Source organism: Escherichia sp. WS338 (genome assembly GCF_046486405.1).
In the GTDB taxonomy this organism is placed as follows: Bacteria; Pseudomonadota; Gammaproteobacteria; order Enterobacterales; family Enterobacteriaceae; genus Escherichia; species Escherichia coli.
The window spans coordinates 14,060-28,359 of record NZ_JBJQLL010000040.1 but is presented as its reverse complement, the minus strand read 5'-3'; the positions used below and the strand labels follow the sequence as shown (position 1 = coordinate 28,359).

The following is a 14,300-nucleotide window of genomic DNA, read 5'->3' as shown; positions in this document are numbered from 1 at the left end:
CATAACCGAAGGCAATGATGAAGAAAGGCTCCTGACTCATTGGCATTTCAGTGATATGGAAATTATCTTTTCCACGAAGTGTCTGAACACCATAATAGCAATCATCCGGAATTTCACGCTCACCAAGGAAATCGCTTTCAATACGAGACATAATATTCTAACTCCATTATTTGAAAACAATGTGACAATAACAAATTGTTTAACCGGAGCTATGCTCTCGGAATTTGAATTCTTACATCATTGAAATAACATGTGATATCAATCTGTCAGAATTCTTCTGACAGTCAGTAACTGAATGCAGATTAACTGCCTGACTAATTATCAAATAGTAACTCTGTAACTACTTCCATAAAGAATGAAAATTATGATTCTATCAGACCATCATTGGTGCAATCACAAACCCAAATGTCACTCCTGCAATAACACCACCCAACCCGGGTAGCATAAATGGGTGATTTAATAAATAATTGCCCACACGGGTTGTGCCGGTAGTATCAAATTCCATCGCGGCGAGTGATGTTGGATACGTTGGAAGCACGAATACTCCCGTAACGGCAACATAAGATGCAAGAATTGCCCAGGTTGGTATGTTGAGTGCTACAGCCAGAGGAATAATTAACGGCGTAGTCGCTCCCTGTGAGTAAAGTAAAGCGCAGGTAAAAAAAAGAACTAATGCTAAAAGCATCGGATAAGTTTGTAAAATATCACCAGCGATATCTTTGATCTCAGTTAAATGCGCATCAATAAAGGTGGTACCTAAGGTTACAATACCAAGAATCACTGCCAGCGAACTCATTCCAGCACGAAATGTGGAGGTCAGAATAATGTCATCAGTAGACATCTTACACAGTATTACCATCAGGCAGGCAGCAGAGAGCATGCAAATAATAATAATATCGCGCGTTTCCATCGGTTTGCTGATATCAAAACCCGGACGCAATTGGGGGAATGCAGCAAGAATAACAATGGCGATCGTCGCCAGCATGAATAATCCGACGGAAAGCGTTGCACCAGGTTTGATGCTGTTATTATTCTCGTATTTTTGCACCAGACCTTTTTGCAGACGTTCAAGATATACTTCGTCATCTTGTAATTCACACCCCTGTCGGGAGGCGATAAAAGCAGCAACCATCGCGGCGACAAAAGAGGTGGGAAGGCATACCGACATCACCTGAATAAAACTGACGCCATTAACCTCCATAATAGTGAGCATAGCTGCCATTGCGGCACTGATTGGTGAGCCAGAAATTGCAACCTGTGAGGCGACAACTGAGCCAGCGAGTGTGCGGGAAGGCCGGATACCGGACTCTTTTGCTACTTCAGCAATTACCGGCAGTGTGGAGAAAACAATAAACCCGGTACCGGCCATAATGGTCATTAACCAAGTGATAATCGGTGCGATTATGTTGATATATTTTGGGTTACGTCGCATGAAATTACTGGCTAAACGTACCAGATAATCCATCCCACCTGCCGCCTGTAAGGCTGAAGCTGCCACAACTACGGTCATAATAATCAGGATCACATCGACTGGCGGTGATCCCATAGGCAGACCAAATCCCAGAGTCAGGATCGCAAGGCCAAGACCGCCGCATAAACCAATGCCGATTCCTCCCTGACGAATACCAAAAAATATTGCGCCAAGTACAACGATAATTTCCAGCCAAACCATGATGTTCTCCGTTGTAAATATAATCTTTGTAAAATAACTTTCTGGCTGTGATTTAGAATTATTGAGTTAAATGTTGATCTTTTCCGATACGATTTTCATACCATTTTATTCCTGCGCGAACGAGTGAAGCGGTTGAATCAATATAGCGTAAAGGTTGATCTTTAACGGCTTGTGACAGAATAATGGGAATTTCCGTACAACCAAGAATCAAGATCTCTGCTCCGCGGGAAAATAAATTTTCAGCCTGCTCTTCCATCAATTTTTGCGCATGTGTAACATTTCCCGCTTTAAGTGAATAAATGCTTTTCATCACATTTTTTTGGCCATCTGCATCCGGGATGATATAGTTAAACCCTAACGATTCAATTCCTTTCTGGTATAATCCCATATACAGCGTGGCATCAGTGGCCAGGAGGCCAATTCTAGTTTTACCACAGACGCGAACTTCATCGACCGTAGTATCTATGATACTTAGTATATCAATATGGCAAGCATCTTTTAGTTCTTTAAACCAATAGTGTGCGGTATTACAGGGAATAACAATACATTCTGCTCCTGCATCTTCCAGTTTATGCATATAGTCACGCATAACGGGTAAAGGCGAGAGCCCGTTATGCATTAATGCATCGGTACGGTCAGGAATATCCGGGATAGAAGAAATAATTAAAGGTATATGTTCTTGATCTCGTTGTGCTGCTGTAAAGGTGACAAATTTATTAAATAAGTCGACAGTGGCGGCCGGCCCCATTCCACCGAGCACACCGATTAAACCTTTCACAATACTTACCTCTCAGAAAATCAATGCTCATAAACTTAAAAAACCATTTCTCCTTTTTTAACAGTCTCTAAAGGCTATGAGAAATGCAATGATGTACAATGCAATGCAAGACTTGCATGATGTAGTTTTGCAATATACATGAACCATATACTATTGTTGCATGAAGACCTATCATAATGATGAAAATAAACGCTTTTGGGAGAAGTGTTAAACTGGTTTAGATACAGAAAACGAATGGATTATGCATAAAACGAATAACTTAAATATGCTATCTGCATTCATTACCCCGGTTTTCGGGGGGTATACTAACTAAAATTTGATAATACTTGGATAATAGAAATGAAAAATATAGAGACCAAATGGTTATATGATTTCCTGACACTGGAAGCCTGTCGCAATTTCTGTCAGGCAGCAAAAGATCGTAACCTTTCACAACCAGCATTCAGCAGACGAATAAAAGCGTTAGAGTCAGCTATAGGTGTTGTTTTGTTCGATCGTACAACCTCTCCTTTACAATTAACTGAAGAGGGTAGGCTTTTTCACTCCCAGACACGCAGTTTAGTGCAACAGCTTGAATGCAATCTGAATGAGTTAGGGGGGGATAATTCATTCAATTTGCCTAATATTAAGATTGCAGCTGCGCACTCATTATCCCTCAGCATGCTACCTAAACTTCTGCACTCACTCACCACCTTAGGCGGAGACTTTATCTATCATGTTGAGGCTATTGATGTCGTCCAGGCCGTAAATACGTTACGAGAAGGGAAGAGTGACTTTATTATTTCATTTCGAGATGAGGAGTTTATGCAATCGCCATTTTGTTGTATAAAACTGTTTGAATCTGAGTTGTATCCGGTATGTGCTGCTGATCAACAGGGAAAACCGATTTTCGATCTTACCAATTCACAGGCTCCTTTGCTCGACTATACTCCAACTTCTTATATGGGCAGACTGGTTAATCGTCATTTGGCAGAACAGGGAGGGATAGCCGGACACACAATATTGGTATCTTCAATGAGTGAACTACTAAAAAATATGGCACTCAATGGACTTGGTATTGCCTGGCTCCCTCTCTGGTCAATCGCGGATGAACTGAACACAAAACGACTTGTGTGTCCGTGGCCTGCTAAATGGGCAGTGCCTATTCAGGCTTATATTTATCGTATGGATACTCGGCTGAACAAAACGGCTGAACACTTTTGGACGATTTTACGAAATAACATTAAAGAGAATAGCTAGAAACATCGTGGACAGTTTTTGTTGAGCACGACAAATCCACGTTTTTCTGGGGGTGAAGGGGGGGAATTCGTTAAACTGGATGTCTTTTGCTTTAATCAGTTCATCTCCTTCAGGATAATTCTGGCCATTGAGATCACTTTGAGAGGTATTTTTTTCTCTTTTCACATAGTAAATAATAACATTGTTTAATTAATAACAGAAAATATACTAAAATCAATAATTGTAATAATAAATTATTTGTTGTCCCAGATAAGTTAAGTGTCATTAAAATGCTGGACAATCCTCGCGTAACGGTATTTAATGACTACAGCACGTTCCAGGAAAAGCAGTGGAAGCAAATATTGGTCATTATGTCGAAAACACCGGAAACGTACTCTATATTGTGTAGTCATTTATTCAAATGACAGCGTATAAACAAATTGATCAGAATCACATTTTTTTGTGAAAATCATTGTCGAGAGGCAACATTTCATAGTAAGTGTATCCTACAGGTCATGTATAAAACCTACATCATGTAAACAAACTCATCGAATTGCACCTCCTGTTTGTGGAGGTGCTTTTTTGTGCACAGCTCCCCAGCCAGGCTGGGGGTTCCGGAAAGCTTTCAGTTTTGAGCCAGTTATTAAAACCTCTTTTGATTTGTTAAAACACCTTGCGGTATGGCAACAGCAAGTGTCAAACAAAAAATCAAAAGGGGGACCCAATGGGGAACGAAAAGAGCTAGCGCACCCCGATGGAACTGTAAATATCACATAGTTTTTGCGCCAAAATACCGAAGACAAGTGTTCTACAGAGAGAAGCGTAGAGCAACAGGCAGTATTTTGAGAAAGCTGTGTGAGTGGAAAAGCGTACGGATTCTTGAAGCTGAGTGCTGTGCAGATCATATCCATATGCTTGTGGAGATCCCGCCCAAAATGAGCGCATCCGGCTTTATGGGATATCTGAAAGGGAAAAGCAGTCTGATGCTTTACGAGCAGTTTGGTGATTTGAAATTCAAATACAGGAACAGGGAGTTCTGGTGCAGTGGGTACTAAGTCGATACGGTGGGTAAGAACACGGCGAAGATACAGGATTACATAAAGCACCAGCTTGAAGAGGATAAAATGGGAGAGCAGTTATCGATTCCCTACCTGGGCAGCGCGTTTATGGACCGTGAGTAACGAAGTTGGATGCAAATGTCAGATCGTGTGCGCCTGTTAGGGCGCGGCTGGTAAGAGAGCCTTATAGGCGCATGACCAGACGTATAAAAACCAACGGCAGAAGCGCGTTCATGTTCCGGGAACCAGCTGGTCACCATCCGGTTATTGGTCGGGAAAGCGGGCGCTTCGAAAATACCGGTTATCGCGCGCAGACCAATTAATGACATTAATCCCGTGGCAAAGCCCTGGAATAACGTCGCCACTGACCAGCCAAATATCGCAATAAAATAAGTCACGCGTGAACCTACGCGATCTAAAAACCAACCGCCGGGGATCTGACATAGCGTATAAAGCCAGGCGAAGGCCGAAAATACATAGCCCATTTCCGCTTTGGTAATGCCGAACTCTTCCTGAATATGGGCGGCAGCCACGGCCAGGTTAGCGCGGTCAACATAACAAATGACCACCGTAATAAAGATCATCACCAGCGTCAGATAACGCCGACGCCCCGGCTTTGCTGCATTAACGGGAATATCCATAGCGAGCTTTCTCCTGATTTTGGGCATAGCGAAGCCGCTCACCATGCCCTGTAATTTACAGAGGGTTATATTTTTGTATTGCTGTTTTAGTGCCCGATGAGGGGCTTACGTGGCAGGAATTACCACTCTGCTACGCTGTTATCTTCATGACGCCAGAGCGGATTACGCCAGTCCGGGGCATTTTTACTGAACTCAATAACTTTAGCTTCGTCGATTTCCACGCCTAAGCCCGGTTTCGTTAGCGGTTTAAAGAAGCCGCCGACCATGCTGAAGTCCTCTTTGTTTTTCACAAAGTCGAGTAACTCCGCGCCTTTGTTGTAATGAATGCCCATACTTTGTTCCTGAAGTACGGCGTTATAGGAAACAAAGTCGATATGCAGGCAAGCTGCCAGTGCAATCGGTCCGAGCGGACAGTGCGGCGCAAGGGTCACGTCATAGGCTTCTGCCATTCCGGCAATTTTGTAGCATTCGGTAATACCGCCTGCGTGGGAGAGATCCGGTTGCAGAATCGAAATACCACCCGCCTCCAGCACACGTTTAAAATCGAAACGTGAGAACATGCGCTCACCCGCCGCCAGTGGAATATGCGTTTGTGCCGCCAGTTTCGGGTAGTATTCGGCCTGTTCTGCCAGCACCGGCTCTTCAATAAACAGCGGGCGATACGGTTCCAGTTCTTTAATCAGTACTTTCGCCATCGGCGCGCTGACGCGACCGTGGAAATCAAGACCAAACTCAATCTGATTGCCAAAAGCTTCACGAATTTGTGCCACGGTGTTGACCGCCGCATCTACCGCGCGGGAGTTATCAATTAGCCCCAGTTCTTCACAACCATTCAGTTTGAAGGTATCAAAACCGATTTCGCGCAGGATTTTTATTCCGTCGATAACATTCGCCGGACGATCGCCGCCGACCCAACTGTAGGCTTTAATTTTGTCACGCACCAGGCCGCCCATCAGTTGCCAGACCGGCGAATTCAGCACTTTGCCTTTGATATCCCATAACGCCTGGTCGATCCCGGCAATGGCGCTCATCAGGATTGGACCTCCACGATAAAATCCGGCGCGATACATCACTTGCCATAAGTCATTGATGCGCGATGGATCCTGACCAATCAAATAGTCACCCAGCTCGTGAACTGCCGCTTCCACCGTACGGGCGCGGCCTTCGATCACGGGCTCGCCCCAGCCGACCACGCCTTCATCGGTTTCAATTTTCAGGAACATCCAGCGGGGAGGTAAACGATACGTGGTAATTTTGGTGATTTTCATTGCACTGCCTCTCGATACGCCTTAACAAATGCTGCTGCCTGCTGCGCGGTGCGTTCTACGGACTGCCCGGCGCGATAGAGATCGCTGCCTAAGCCTGCCCCTGCACAACCTGCGTCTATCCACTGCGCCAGGTTTTCTGGCGTCACGCCGCCAACGGCAAAGACTGCGATGTCCGGTGGTAATACCGCTTTTAACGCTTTGATGTATTGCGGACCAAAAGCCGATGACGGAAATATTTTCAGCGCCTGAGCGCCCGCGTCGAGCGCGGTAAAGGCTTCGGTCGCCGTCGCGCAGCCGGGGCAAACGGTCATGCCGTAGCCCACCGCACGGCGGATCACTTCACTATGGATATTGGGCGTAACGATGAGCTGGCAGCCCATCCTGGCGAGCACATCGACCTGTTCAGGTTTCAGTACCGTACCTGCGCCAATCAACGCCTTGTCGCCATACGCATCAACGATGGCGGGAATGCTCTGCTCCCATTGTGGGGAATTCAGCGGGATTTCAACTGCGTCGAACCCGGCGTCAATCACCGCGCCAACATGCACCAGCGCCTCGTCGGGCGTAATGCCGCGCAAAATGGCGATCAGCGGGAGTTTAGTTTGCCACTGCATGAGCGATGCTCCTTATACCAGCCTGAAATGCCTTGTCGCCCGCCACCACCGCCACGTCGCAACCCATCGCCTGAAAGGCTTGCTGGTAGCGCGCGGTCAGCGATGTTCCGGCGACAAGGGTGATGGCGTGTTGATGGGTCACATAGTCGCGCATACTGGCAACCTCTGCGCCAATCAACAAACCAGAGAGAAATTCGCTGACCTGTTCGCGGGGAAGCGTTCCCAGCACATGCGAGGCGCGAACTTCAAAAAGCTGCGGCAATATGGCGGGCGCATTAAGGCCACGCTCAAGGCCAGCCGCGAAGGCATCGGCAGAGTTTTCCTGCGGCGGCAAACCTGCGCCAATCAATGAGTGATTTAACAGTAAATGATGTAATTCACCGGTCATTACGGTGCGAAAATCGTTGATTTGCTGGCTATCGGCCTGCACCCATTTGCAATGGGTTCCGGGCATAACATAAAGAGAGGAAGGAGCCAGAGCACGCGCGCCGATCAATTGTGTTTCTTCGCCGCGCATCACATTGTGGTTATCGTCATGAGAAACGCATAATCCGGGAATAATCCAGATATTGTCGCCAACCGACGTTAATTGTTCGCCAATAGACGAAAAACGGACAGGAACAGATAAATACGGCGCAACTTTCCAGCCGACATTGCTGCCGACCATTCCTGCCATCACCACTGGCGTATTTTCTTCACGCCAGTCGGCCGTCACTTCTGCTAACACCGCAGCCGGAGATTTTTCGTTCAGGCGCGTGACGCCTGCTTCTGATTGCCTGCTCTCCAGGCAGTGGTCGCCCTGATAAAGCCAGGCGCGCAGATTGGTCGATCCCCAGTCAATTGCGATGTAGCGAGCTGTCATGTGATTTCCTTTAACCTTCGTGTCGAGCTGGCGATCATGGTAAGCGCCGCCTGCTCTGCCGCATCGCCGTCCTGATGCCGTATCGCATCGAACAGCGCCTTTTGTTCCTGGAGCGTTTGCGGCATGTTGGCCTCATCACCCATCCAGGTTCGTTCAAATACCGCCCGCTGCAGCGAACTGATCGCAATGCTAAGTTGCTGTAACACCGGATTATGTACCGACTGCAGCACCGCCTCGTGGTAGCGAATATCCGCTTCGTTAAACGCTTCGCGGTCCTGATTGTTGGCAATCATCTCGTTCAGCGCCGATTCAATCTGCGCCAGATCGCTGGAAGTCGCGCGCTCTGCTGCCCAACGGGCAATCGCCGGTTCCACCAGATTTCGCACTTCGCTCATGGCACTGATAAGTCGTGGGTCGTAGTCGTTTTCCAGCACCCATTGCAGTACGTCAGTGTCGAGGTAATTCCACTGGTTACGCGGTGCCACAAACGCGCCGCGATAACGTTTCATTTCAATCAGCCGCTTCGCCATCAGCGAACGGAACACCTCACGGATGATGTTGCGCGAGGTTGCAAACTCCTCACAGAGCTCCGCCTCAGCCGGAAGCGGCGAGCCTGGCACGTATTTGCCGTGAACGATCTGTTTACCCAGCGTAATGACGATGCGATCGGTTTTATTGAGAGTCATGGAGAGTCCTTGTGCTCTGTATGTTCTTCTCTACTTTACCCCGATCGATGCATAACGCGGCAACTTTGTAGTACCAGCGTGATAACGTTCGCGTTTGCTGTGTGCGTAATGTAGTACAAGCTTATATTGCTGTACTACAATTTAGATCGCAAAAAGAACAATGCATAAAAAAATGACATGCGTCGGGCAGAAATGGAAAAGGGATATCAGGCGCTAAACAGGAGGGAAAGAAGAGTATGCTTTCAACGACTTATTACTCAGACAGCAGCTTTTCCAGCGTCAGCGATGCGAATGAGGTAGTTCTGATTCATGACCGTTTTTATAATCCGGCTATGATATTTTTACCACATTGTCAGCGCGTTAAGGCGTGATGTTTTTGGCTGACGCTAGCCCAGCTTACTAAGGAGCATTGCCAGCTGCGGGCGGGTAAAGGATACCCCGCCGTCACGTACCGCAAGCCAGATAAATTGCCTTCCTCCTGGCGCTTGGTGAAAAGACACAGACCATCAGCCCAGAATATTTTAACAGTGTCACCCCGTCGGCCTCGGAAGATAAACAGGTGGCCGAAGAAGGGATTATAATTCAGCACATGTTGACCCTGTTTTCCCAGTCCGTTGAAGGATTTACGCATATCAGCTACCCCGGCAATGAGGCAGATACGGGTACCGGATGGTAGTGAGATCATCGTCTCCTCCTGGCTAACTCACGGATTAACACCTTGAGCAGCTCTGGTGAAGGATTTTCCAACACATCATGTTACTGAGACGGAACTCAACCTTACAGGAACTGACACTGACTGTGTTATGGGGGGAAATGGATAAAGATGGAGCAATAGACATCATCGTATTTTTCTGTTCATTCGGCGTTATCTCAACAGGTAATAATTTAACGCCAGCGTCAGAAGTAGTCGTTACAGGAAGACGCCGCGAAACAACACAGGTTCAGGAGAATAAGGTAGAGCGTCTATAGTCCTGTTTCCTCCATCTAGGATGTCTGATGGAAATTCATCAGATACACTAAGGATCCCCATAAAGTATTTTATTGGCACACATCAGACATCCTTTAGGTATCCAGCAAGTTATTGAACTATTGCGTCGTCTCGTTCAAACTTCTCTTTTATTGCCTCAATAATATATGAGCTAAAATCCAGAGATGTTTTTGTAGTGGCACAGTAAATTTGGCCACCTGATTAAAGGTGATATCCTCACCACAACACAAAACAGGTGACTTAATGAACAAGAAAACCAAACGTACTTTCACCCCTGAATTCAGGCTGGAATGTGCACAGCTAATTGTTGATAAGGGCTACTCATATCGACAAGCCAGTGAAGCGATGAATGTCGGTTCTACCACGCTTGAGAGTTGGGTGCGCCAGCTCAGGCGAGAGCGTCAGGGGATTGCGCCCTTTGCCACACCTATTACTCCAGACCAGCAACGTATCCGCGAACTGGAAAAGCAGGTTCACCGCCTGGAGGAACACAATACGATATTAAAAAAGGCTACCGCGCTCTTGATGTCCGACTCGCTGAACGGTTCACGATAGTTGCCAGACTGAGTGACAGCCACTCAGTTGTCAGCCTCTGTTCTGCTCTGGAAATACACCGCAGTAGTTACCGGTACTGGCGAAAACGACGCGATACGGTTAATCCGGCGCGAGTCAGGTTGTGCAGCGAAATACGCCGGGCGTGGAACCAAAGTAGGGGCTCTGCGGGGGCGCGCACGCTGGCTGAAATGCTGACCCAAAACGGCGTCCCGATGAGCCGTTACCGTGCCGGGCGTCTGATGAAATATCTGAACCTGAGCAGTTGTCAGCCCGGAAAACATCAGTACAAAAATGCTCGTCAGGAACATACCTGCCTGCCGAATCTGCTTGAGCGCCAGTTCGCTGTGCCCGAGCCAGATAGGGTATGGTGCGGAGATATTACGTATATCTGGGCAGGAAATCGCTGGTGCTATCTGGCGGTCGTCATGGATCTTTTTGCCCGCAGGGTTATCGGCTGGAGCCTGTCAGCGAATGCCGATACTGCCCTGATAAGCAGTGCCCTGCGGATGGCGTATGAGGTGCGTGGTCAGCCGCGGGACGTCATGTTCCATAGCGACCAGGGAAGTCAATATACAGGACTGAAATATCAACAACTTCTCTGGCGTTACAGGATAAAGCAAAGTGTCAGCCGACGGGGAAACTGCTGGGATAACAGTCCAATGGAACGCTTCTTCCGCAGTCTGAAAACAGAATGGGTGCCAACCGATGGCTACACAGGCAAAGACGTGGCCCGGCAGCAAATCAGCAGTTATATTCTGAATTATTACAATAGCGTCAGGCCTCACCATTATAACGGAGGGCTGACGCCGGAAGAGTCAGAGAACAGATATCATTTTTACTGTAAAACCGTGGCCAGTATTACTTGACCACTACAGTATCCTCTGCGATGCCGAAGTCGGGGTTCTACCCTTGAGCTCTTCCTTAAGCATGCCTATTCTGGATAGCATTACACTGCTTTGAGGGTATCCAGCAACGATAAGAACTGACTAGGGGGTGGAGTTCACCTGCTTCACAATTAGTAAGTTTGCTGTTATTTAGCTTATTATATGGCTCATCACTGTGACGTTTTTTAGCTAGGAAATGCAATGAAAATTGTGCAGACTAGTCTCTCCGAATCTGTTACTCAGCATCTTGCCGAGCGCATCCTGTGCGGCGAACTGCCAGCAGGTAGCGTGCTGCCTGGCGAAAATGAACTGGCAACAGTTTCCAGGGGTGGTTGAACTCCGCCTTCGCAAAATAAGAGCTTGGCGAAGGATATCGTTACTGTGGCGCAGTTCACGATTTTCACGCTCCAGCGTCTTTCAGACGCTGACGTTCAGCGGTGGTGAGTCCACCATCACCGCCCCCGGTATCCCACTCATGCTGGTTGTACACCAGACACGCAGAGTCTCCGGTGTACAGCCAATCTTTGGGACGATGGAACAAATTGCTGCCCATTGGGAGTCATATTCGCCCTGATTTTCCAGAACCATACGAACTGTCCGTTGACGGACTTCGGGGGAAAAACGAGTATTTTTAGCCATCCTGTTTACCTCTTTCTCAGGGAATTTAGTCTCCAAGATTTCCGGGGCGCTTCACTTAGTTATTAATTAAATACCCCCCCGTTTCTTAAGTGGATTTGTTTATTCACATCTCGTGAATATTAGAACATTATATGATTGTACATCCATATAGAGTTCCGAGGCAGAACGAGAGTGAATCATTGATTGATGCCAACCATAAGGTAATTATCTGGAAGAGGCCATAGTCTTCCGGAAGATATGAAAATAATATTTTCTTTTGTTCTGCGTCGTGTTATTTTTTCTTTGTCCGTTGGCAAGACGGATAGATAAATATTAAAACAAACAGACAAGATTCAGCATAGTTTACCTTCCGTCCCCTGCATCCTGGGGATTTTTTTTACTCAGTGATGGTAATCATACAGCCACAGATAACGGGAGCGATGTGTATTTTTCGGATCCACAACAGGACTGTTTTGAACAGAGGTATATTTTCCAGCAGTGACTGTCACTGTGGTAGCAAAATAAATATCCTCCGGCATAGCCGGAGGTTTTTCAAATGCGCCTATAAGGCTCTCTTACCAGCCGCGCCCTAACAGGCGCACACGATCTGACATTTGCATCCAACTTCGTTACTCACGGCCCATAAACGCGCTGCCCGAGTAGTTGACTAATTTCATGGTCATGACTGTATGTAAGACAAAAGAAAACACCCTGCTCAAATGAGCAAGGCGCTCGTGTATTGCTGATATTTTAAGCGTAATTTAGCTCGCTAGGAGCGAGGTAACAGACAACGTTAGCTTTGCGCTTACACCTTATGAGTGATCTCCATCACGATTTTACTTCCATTGAATGGTTTATCTACGCGAGTAGATTTATTTATATGTAATAAAACACAATATCTACATGAGTAGATTTAAGAAAGATATCTACCTGTGATGTATATCTGACGGATAATATCAAGGAGTTCTTATGAACACGCATTCATCCACTGTTTCCCTGACAGATAACCAACAGGCAGCTCAGGAGCGGCTGGAAACCTCCGAGGGACGCCGCGAGTTTTGGCGAGCAACAGTTTCCTGCTGGTTAGGCACCACGATGGAATATGCCGATTTTGCCCTGTACGGCCTTGCCGCAGGTATTATCTTTGGCGATGTCTTTTTTCCGGAGGCGACACCCGTCATGGCATTACTTTCCAGCTTTGCCGCCTATTCTGTTGGGTTTATTGCCCGCCCTATTGGTGCATTACTATTCGGCTGGATAGGCGATAAACATGGTCGGAAAATTGTCATGGTTATCACTATTGGATTGATGGGCATGTCGACCATGCTAATAGGATTAATCCCCAGTTACGCCCAGATAGGCGTCTGGGCACCGATATGTCTGGTTATCCTTCGATTTTCTCAGGGGCTGGGAGCAGGAGCGGAACTTTCAGGCGGTACTGTGATGCTTGGTGAATATGCTCCCGTTAAACGACGTGGACTGGTTTCATCTGTTATTGGTCTGGGTTCGAACAGCGGAACATTACTGGCTTCGCTGGTTTGGCTCATCGTCCTGCAAATGGACAAGGATGACTTATTAAGCTGGGGATGGCGTATTCCTTTTCTTTGCAGCATTCTTATTGCTGCTGCAGCTCTATTAATTCGTCGTCATATACGCGAAACACCAGTCTTTGAACGTCAAAAAGCCCTTCTGCAGGCTGAACGAGAAAAGGTTATTCGTGAGGAAAAAGCACAGCAACAACATGACAGTCGTAGCTTCTGGAAACGGACCCGTGCCTTCTGGACCATGGTCGGATTACGCATAGGAGAGAATGGTCCTTCTTATCTCGCTCAGGGATTTATCATTGGCTATGTCGCGAAAGTACTGATGGTGGATAAGTCCGTACCCACGGCAGCTGTACTTATTGCATCCGTTCTGGGATTTGCCATTATTCCTCTGGCGGGTTGGCTGTCCGATAGATTCGGTAGACGTATCATCTATCGTTGGTTCTGCTTGTTACTGATCCTGTATGCCTTTCCGGCATTTATGTTGCTGGATTCTCGTGAGCCGTGGATTGTTATCCCGACGATCATTACCGGGATGGGGCTGGCTTCACTGGGTATTTTTGGTGTTCAGGCTGCGTGGGGCGTTGAGCTTTTCGGTGTCACTAATCGTTATACCAAAATGGCATTTGCAAAAGAGCTCGGTTCCATTCTGTCTGGCGGGACTGCACCACTTATCGCCTCTGCGCTACTCTCGTATTACGGGCACTGGTGGCCAATCGCTATCTATTTCGCCTTTATGGCCGCGATTGGACTGGTGACCACTTTCTTTGCACCAGAGACTCGCGGACGGGATCTCAACTTACCCGAGGATGCAATTTAAGGCCAGAGAACGTGAGATGCGCGTTCTTTACCAAAGATTTTTGGGTCATAACGCCTTATGCTGTCTGGAAAAAATCACTCTGAACGCAATCAGG

10 protein-coding genes and 5 pseudogenes are annotated in these 14,300 nt (G+C 47.2%); 5 read left to right on the top strand and 10 right to left on the bottom strand.

Annotated features, from left to right (window positions below; translation table 11 throughout):
- Positions 1–373 precede the first annotated feature (373 nt).
- On the bottom strand, positions 374–1,672 hold the full coding sequence (locus ACJHWT_RS21970) for an anaerobic C4-dicarboxylate transporter (RefSeq protein ID WP_000262197.1): 1,299 nt from the start codon (positions 1,670–1,672) through the stop codon (positions 374–376).
- Between the two features lie 58 nt (positions 1,673–1,730).
- Positions 1,731–2,450: an amino acid racemase gene (locus ACJHWT_RS21965; protein ID WP_319755230.1), complete on the bottom strand. Its 720-nt coding sequence runs from the start codon at positions 2,448–2,450 to the stop codon at positions 1,731–1,733.
- A gap of 339 nt (positions 2,451–2,789) precedes the next feature.
- Between ACJHWT_RS21965 and hypT the strand changes: the two genes are divergently transcribed.
- Positions 2,790–3,689, top strand: coding sequence for a hypochlorite stress DNA-binding transcriptional regulator HypT (gene hypT / locus ACJHWT_RS21960; protein WP_000789106.1), 900 nt, complete (start codon positions 2,790–2,792; stop codon positions 3,687–3,689).
- A gap of 703 nt (positions 3,690–4,392) precedes the next feature.
- Positions 4,393–4,849: pseudogene (tnpA, locus tag ACJHWT_RS21955) on the top strand (IS200/IS605 family transposase).
- A 74-nt stretch (positions 4,850–4,923) separates the two neighbouring features.
- Here the strand turns inward: tnpA and ACJHWT_RS21950 are convergent.
- From ACJHWT_RS21950 to ACJHWT_RS21920, 7 genes and pseudogenes are all read right to left on the bottom strand, one after another.
- Positions 4,924–5,412: pseudogene (locus ACJHWT_RS21950) on the bottom strand (MFS transporter); the annotation flags it as partial.
- A gap of 74 nt (positions 5,413–5,486) precedes the next feature.
- Positions 5,487–6,635: a galactonate dehydratase gene (dgoD, locus tag ACJHWT_RS21945; RefSeq protein ID WP_000705006.1), complete on the bottom strand. Its 1,149-nt coding sequence runs from the start codon at positions 6,633–6,635 to the stop codon at positions 5,487–5,489.
- Entirely contained in the window at positions 6,632–7,249 is a 618-nt protein-coding gene (gene dgoA, locus ACJHWT_RS21940; protein WP_001198735.1) for a 2-dehydro-3-deoxy-6-phosphogalactonate aldolase, read from the bottom strand. Before dgoA ends, dgoD begins: the two co-directional genes overlap by 4 nt.
- Positions 7,233–8,111, bottom strand: a complete 879-nt coding sequence (dgoK, locus tag ACJHWT_RS21935; RefSeq protein WP_000127080.1) for a 2-dehydro-3-deoxygalactonokinase — start codon at positions 8,109–8,111, stop codon at positions 7,233–7,235. Before dgoK ends, dgoA begins: the two co-directional genes overlap by 17 nt.
- Positions 8,108–8,797: a D-galactonate utilization transcriptional regulator DgoR gene (dgoR, locus tag ACJHWT_RS21930; protein WP_000174307.1), complete on the bottom strand. Its 690-nt coding sequence runs from the start codon at positions 8,795–8,797 to the stop codon at positions 8,108–8,110. Before dgoR ends, dgoK begins: the two co-directional genes overlap by 4 nt.
- Positions 8,798–9,183: 386 nt before the next feature.
- Positions 9,184–9,482, bottom strand: a pseudogene (gene tnpB, locus ACJHWT_RS21925) (IS66 family insertion sequence element accessory protein TnpB).
- Between the two features lie 393 nt (positions 9,483–9,875).
- Positions 9,876–9,965, bottom strand: a pseudogene (locus tag ACJHWT_RS21920) (molecular chaperone GroEL); the annotation flags it as partial.
- Positions 9,966–9,992: 27 nt separating this feature from the next.
- Here ACJHWT_RS21920 and ACJHWT_RS21915 point away from each other — a divergent pair.
- Together ACJHWT_RS21915 and ACJHWT_RS21910 are read left to right on the top strand one after the other, a co-directional pair.
- Positions 9,993–11,206, top strand: a protein-coding gene (locus ACJHWT_RS21915; protein ID WP_085967273.1) for an IS3-like element ISEc31 family transposase whose coding sequence is annotated in 2 segments (ribosomal slippage) — positions 9,993–10,287 and positions 10,287–11,206 — 1,215 coding nt in all. Because the reading frame shifts where the segments join, the coding sequence is not laid out codon by codon here.
- A gap of 219 nt (positions 11,207–11,425) precedes the next feature.
- The gene (locus tag ACJHWT_RS21910) at positions 11,426–11,560 is read left to right on the top strand and encodes a GntR family transcriptional regulator (protein WP_000706914.1); all 135 of its coding nucleotides are present in this window, start codon (positions 11,426–11,428) and stop codon (positions 11,558–11,560) included.
- On the opposite strand, the pseudogene ACJHWT_RS21905 reads toward ACJHWT_RS21910, so the two are convergent.
- Positions 11,544–11,863: pseudogene (locus tag ACJHWT_RS21905) on the bottom strand (transposase); the annotation flags it as partial. The gene ACJHWT_RS21910 and the pseudogene ACJHWT_RS21905 sit on opposite strands and share 17 nt — an antisense overlap.
- Positions 11,864–12,811: 948 nt before the next feature.
- Here ACJHWT_RS21905 and ACJHWT_RS21900 point away from each other — a divergent pair.
- A complete protein-coding gene (locus ACJHWT_RS21900) occupies positions 12,812–14,206 on the top strand; it encodes an MFS transporter (RefSeq protein WP_001091891.1) in 1,395 nt (464 codons plus the stop codon).
- Positions 14,207–14,300: the final 94 nt, after the last annotated feature.

Coding starts and splice junctions, on each gene's coding strand:
- ACJHWT_RS21910 (WP_000706914.1), top strand. CDS start 11,426: ATGAAAATTGTGCAGACTAGTCTCTCCGAATCTGTTACTCAGCATCTT.
- dgoD (WP_000705006.1), bottom strand. CDS start 6,635: ATGAAAATCACCAAAATTACCACGTATCGTTTACCTCCCCGCTGGATG.
- ACJHWT_RS21900 (WP_001091891.1), top strand. CDS start 12,812: ATGAACACGCATTCATCCACTGTTTCCCTGACAGATAACCAACAGGCA.
- ACJHWT_RS21970 (WP_000262197.1), bottom strand. CDS start 1,672: ATGGTTTGGCTGGAAATTATCGTTGTACTTGGCGCAATATTTTTTGGT.
- dgoK (WP_000127080.1), bottom strand. CDS start 8,111: ATGACAGCTCGCTACATCGCAATTGACTGGGGATCGACCAATCTGCGC.
- hypT (WP_000789106.1), top strand. CDS start 2,790: ATGAAAAATATAGAGACCAAATGGTTATATGATTTCCTGACACTGGAA.
- dgoA (WP_001198735.1), bottom strand. CDS start 7,249: ATGCAGTGGCAAACTAAACTCCCGCTGATCGCCATTTTGCGCGGCATT.
- dgoR (WP_000174307.1), bottom strand. CDS start 8,797: ATGACTCTCAATAAAACCGATCGCATCGTCATTACGCTGGGTAAACAG.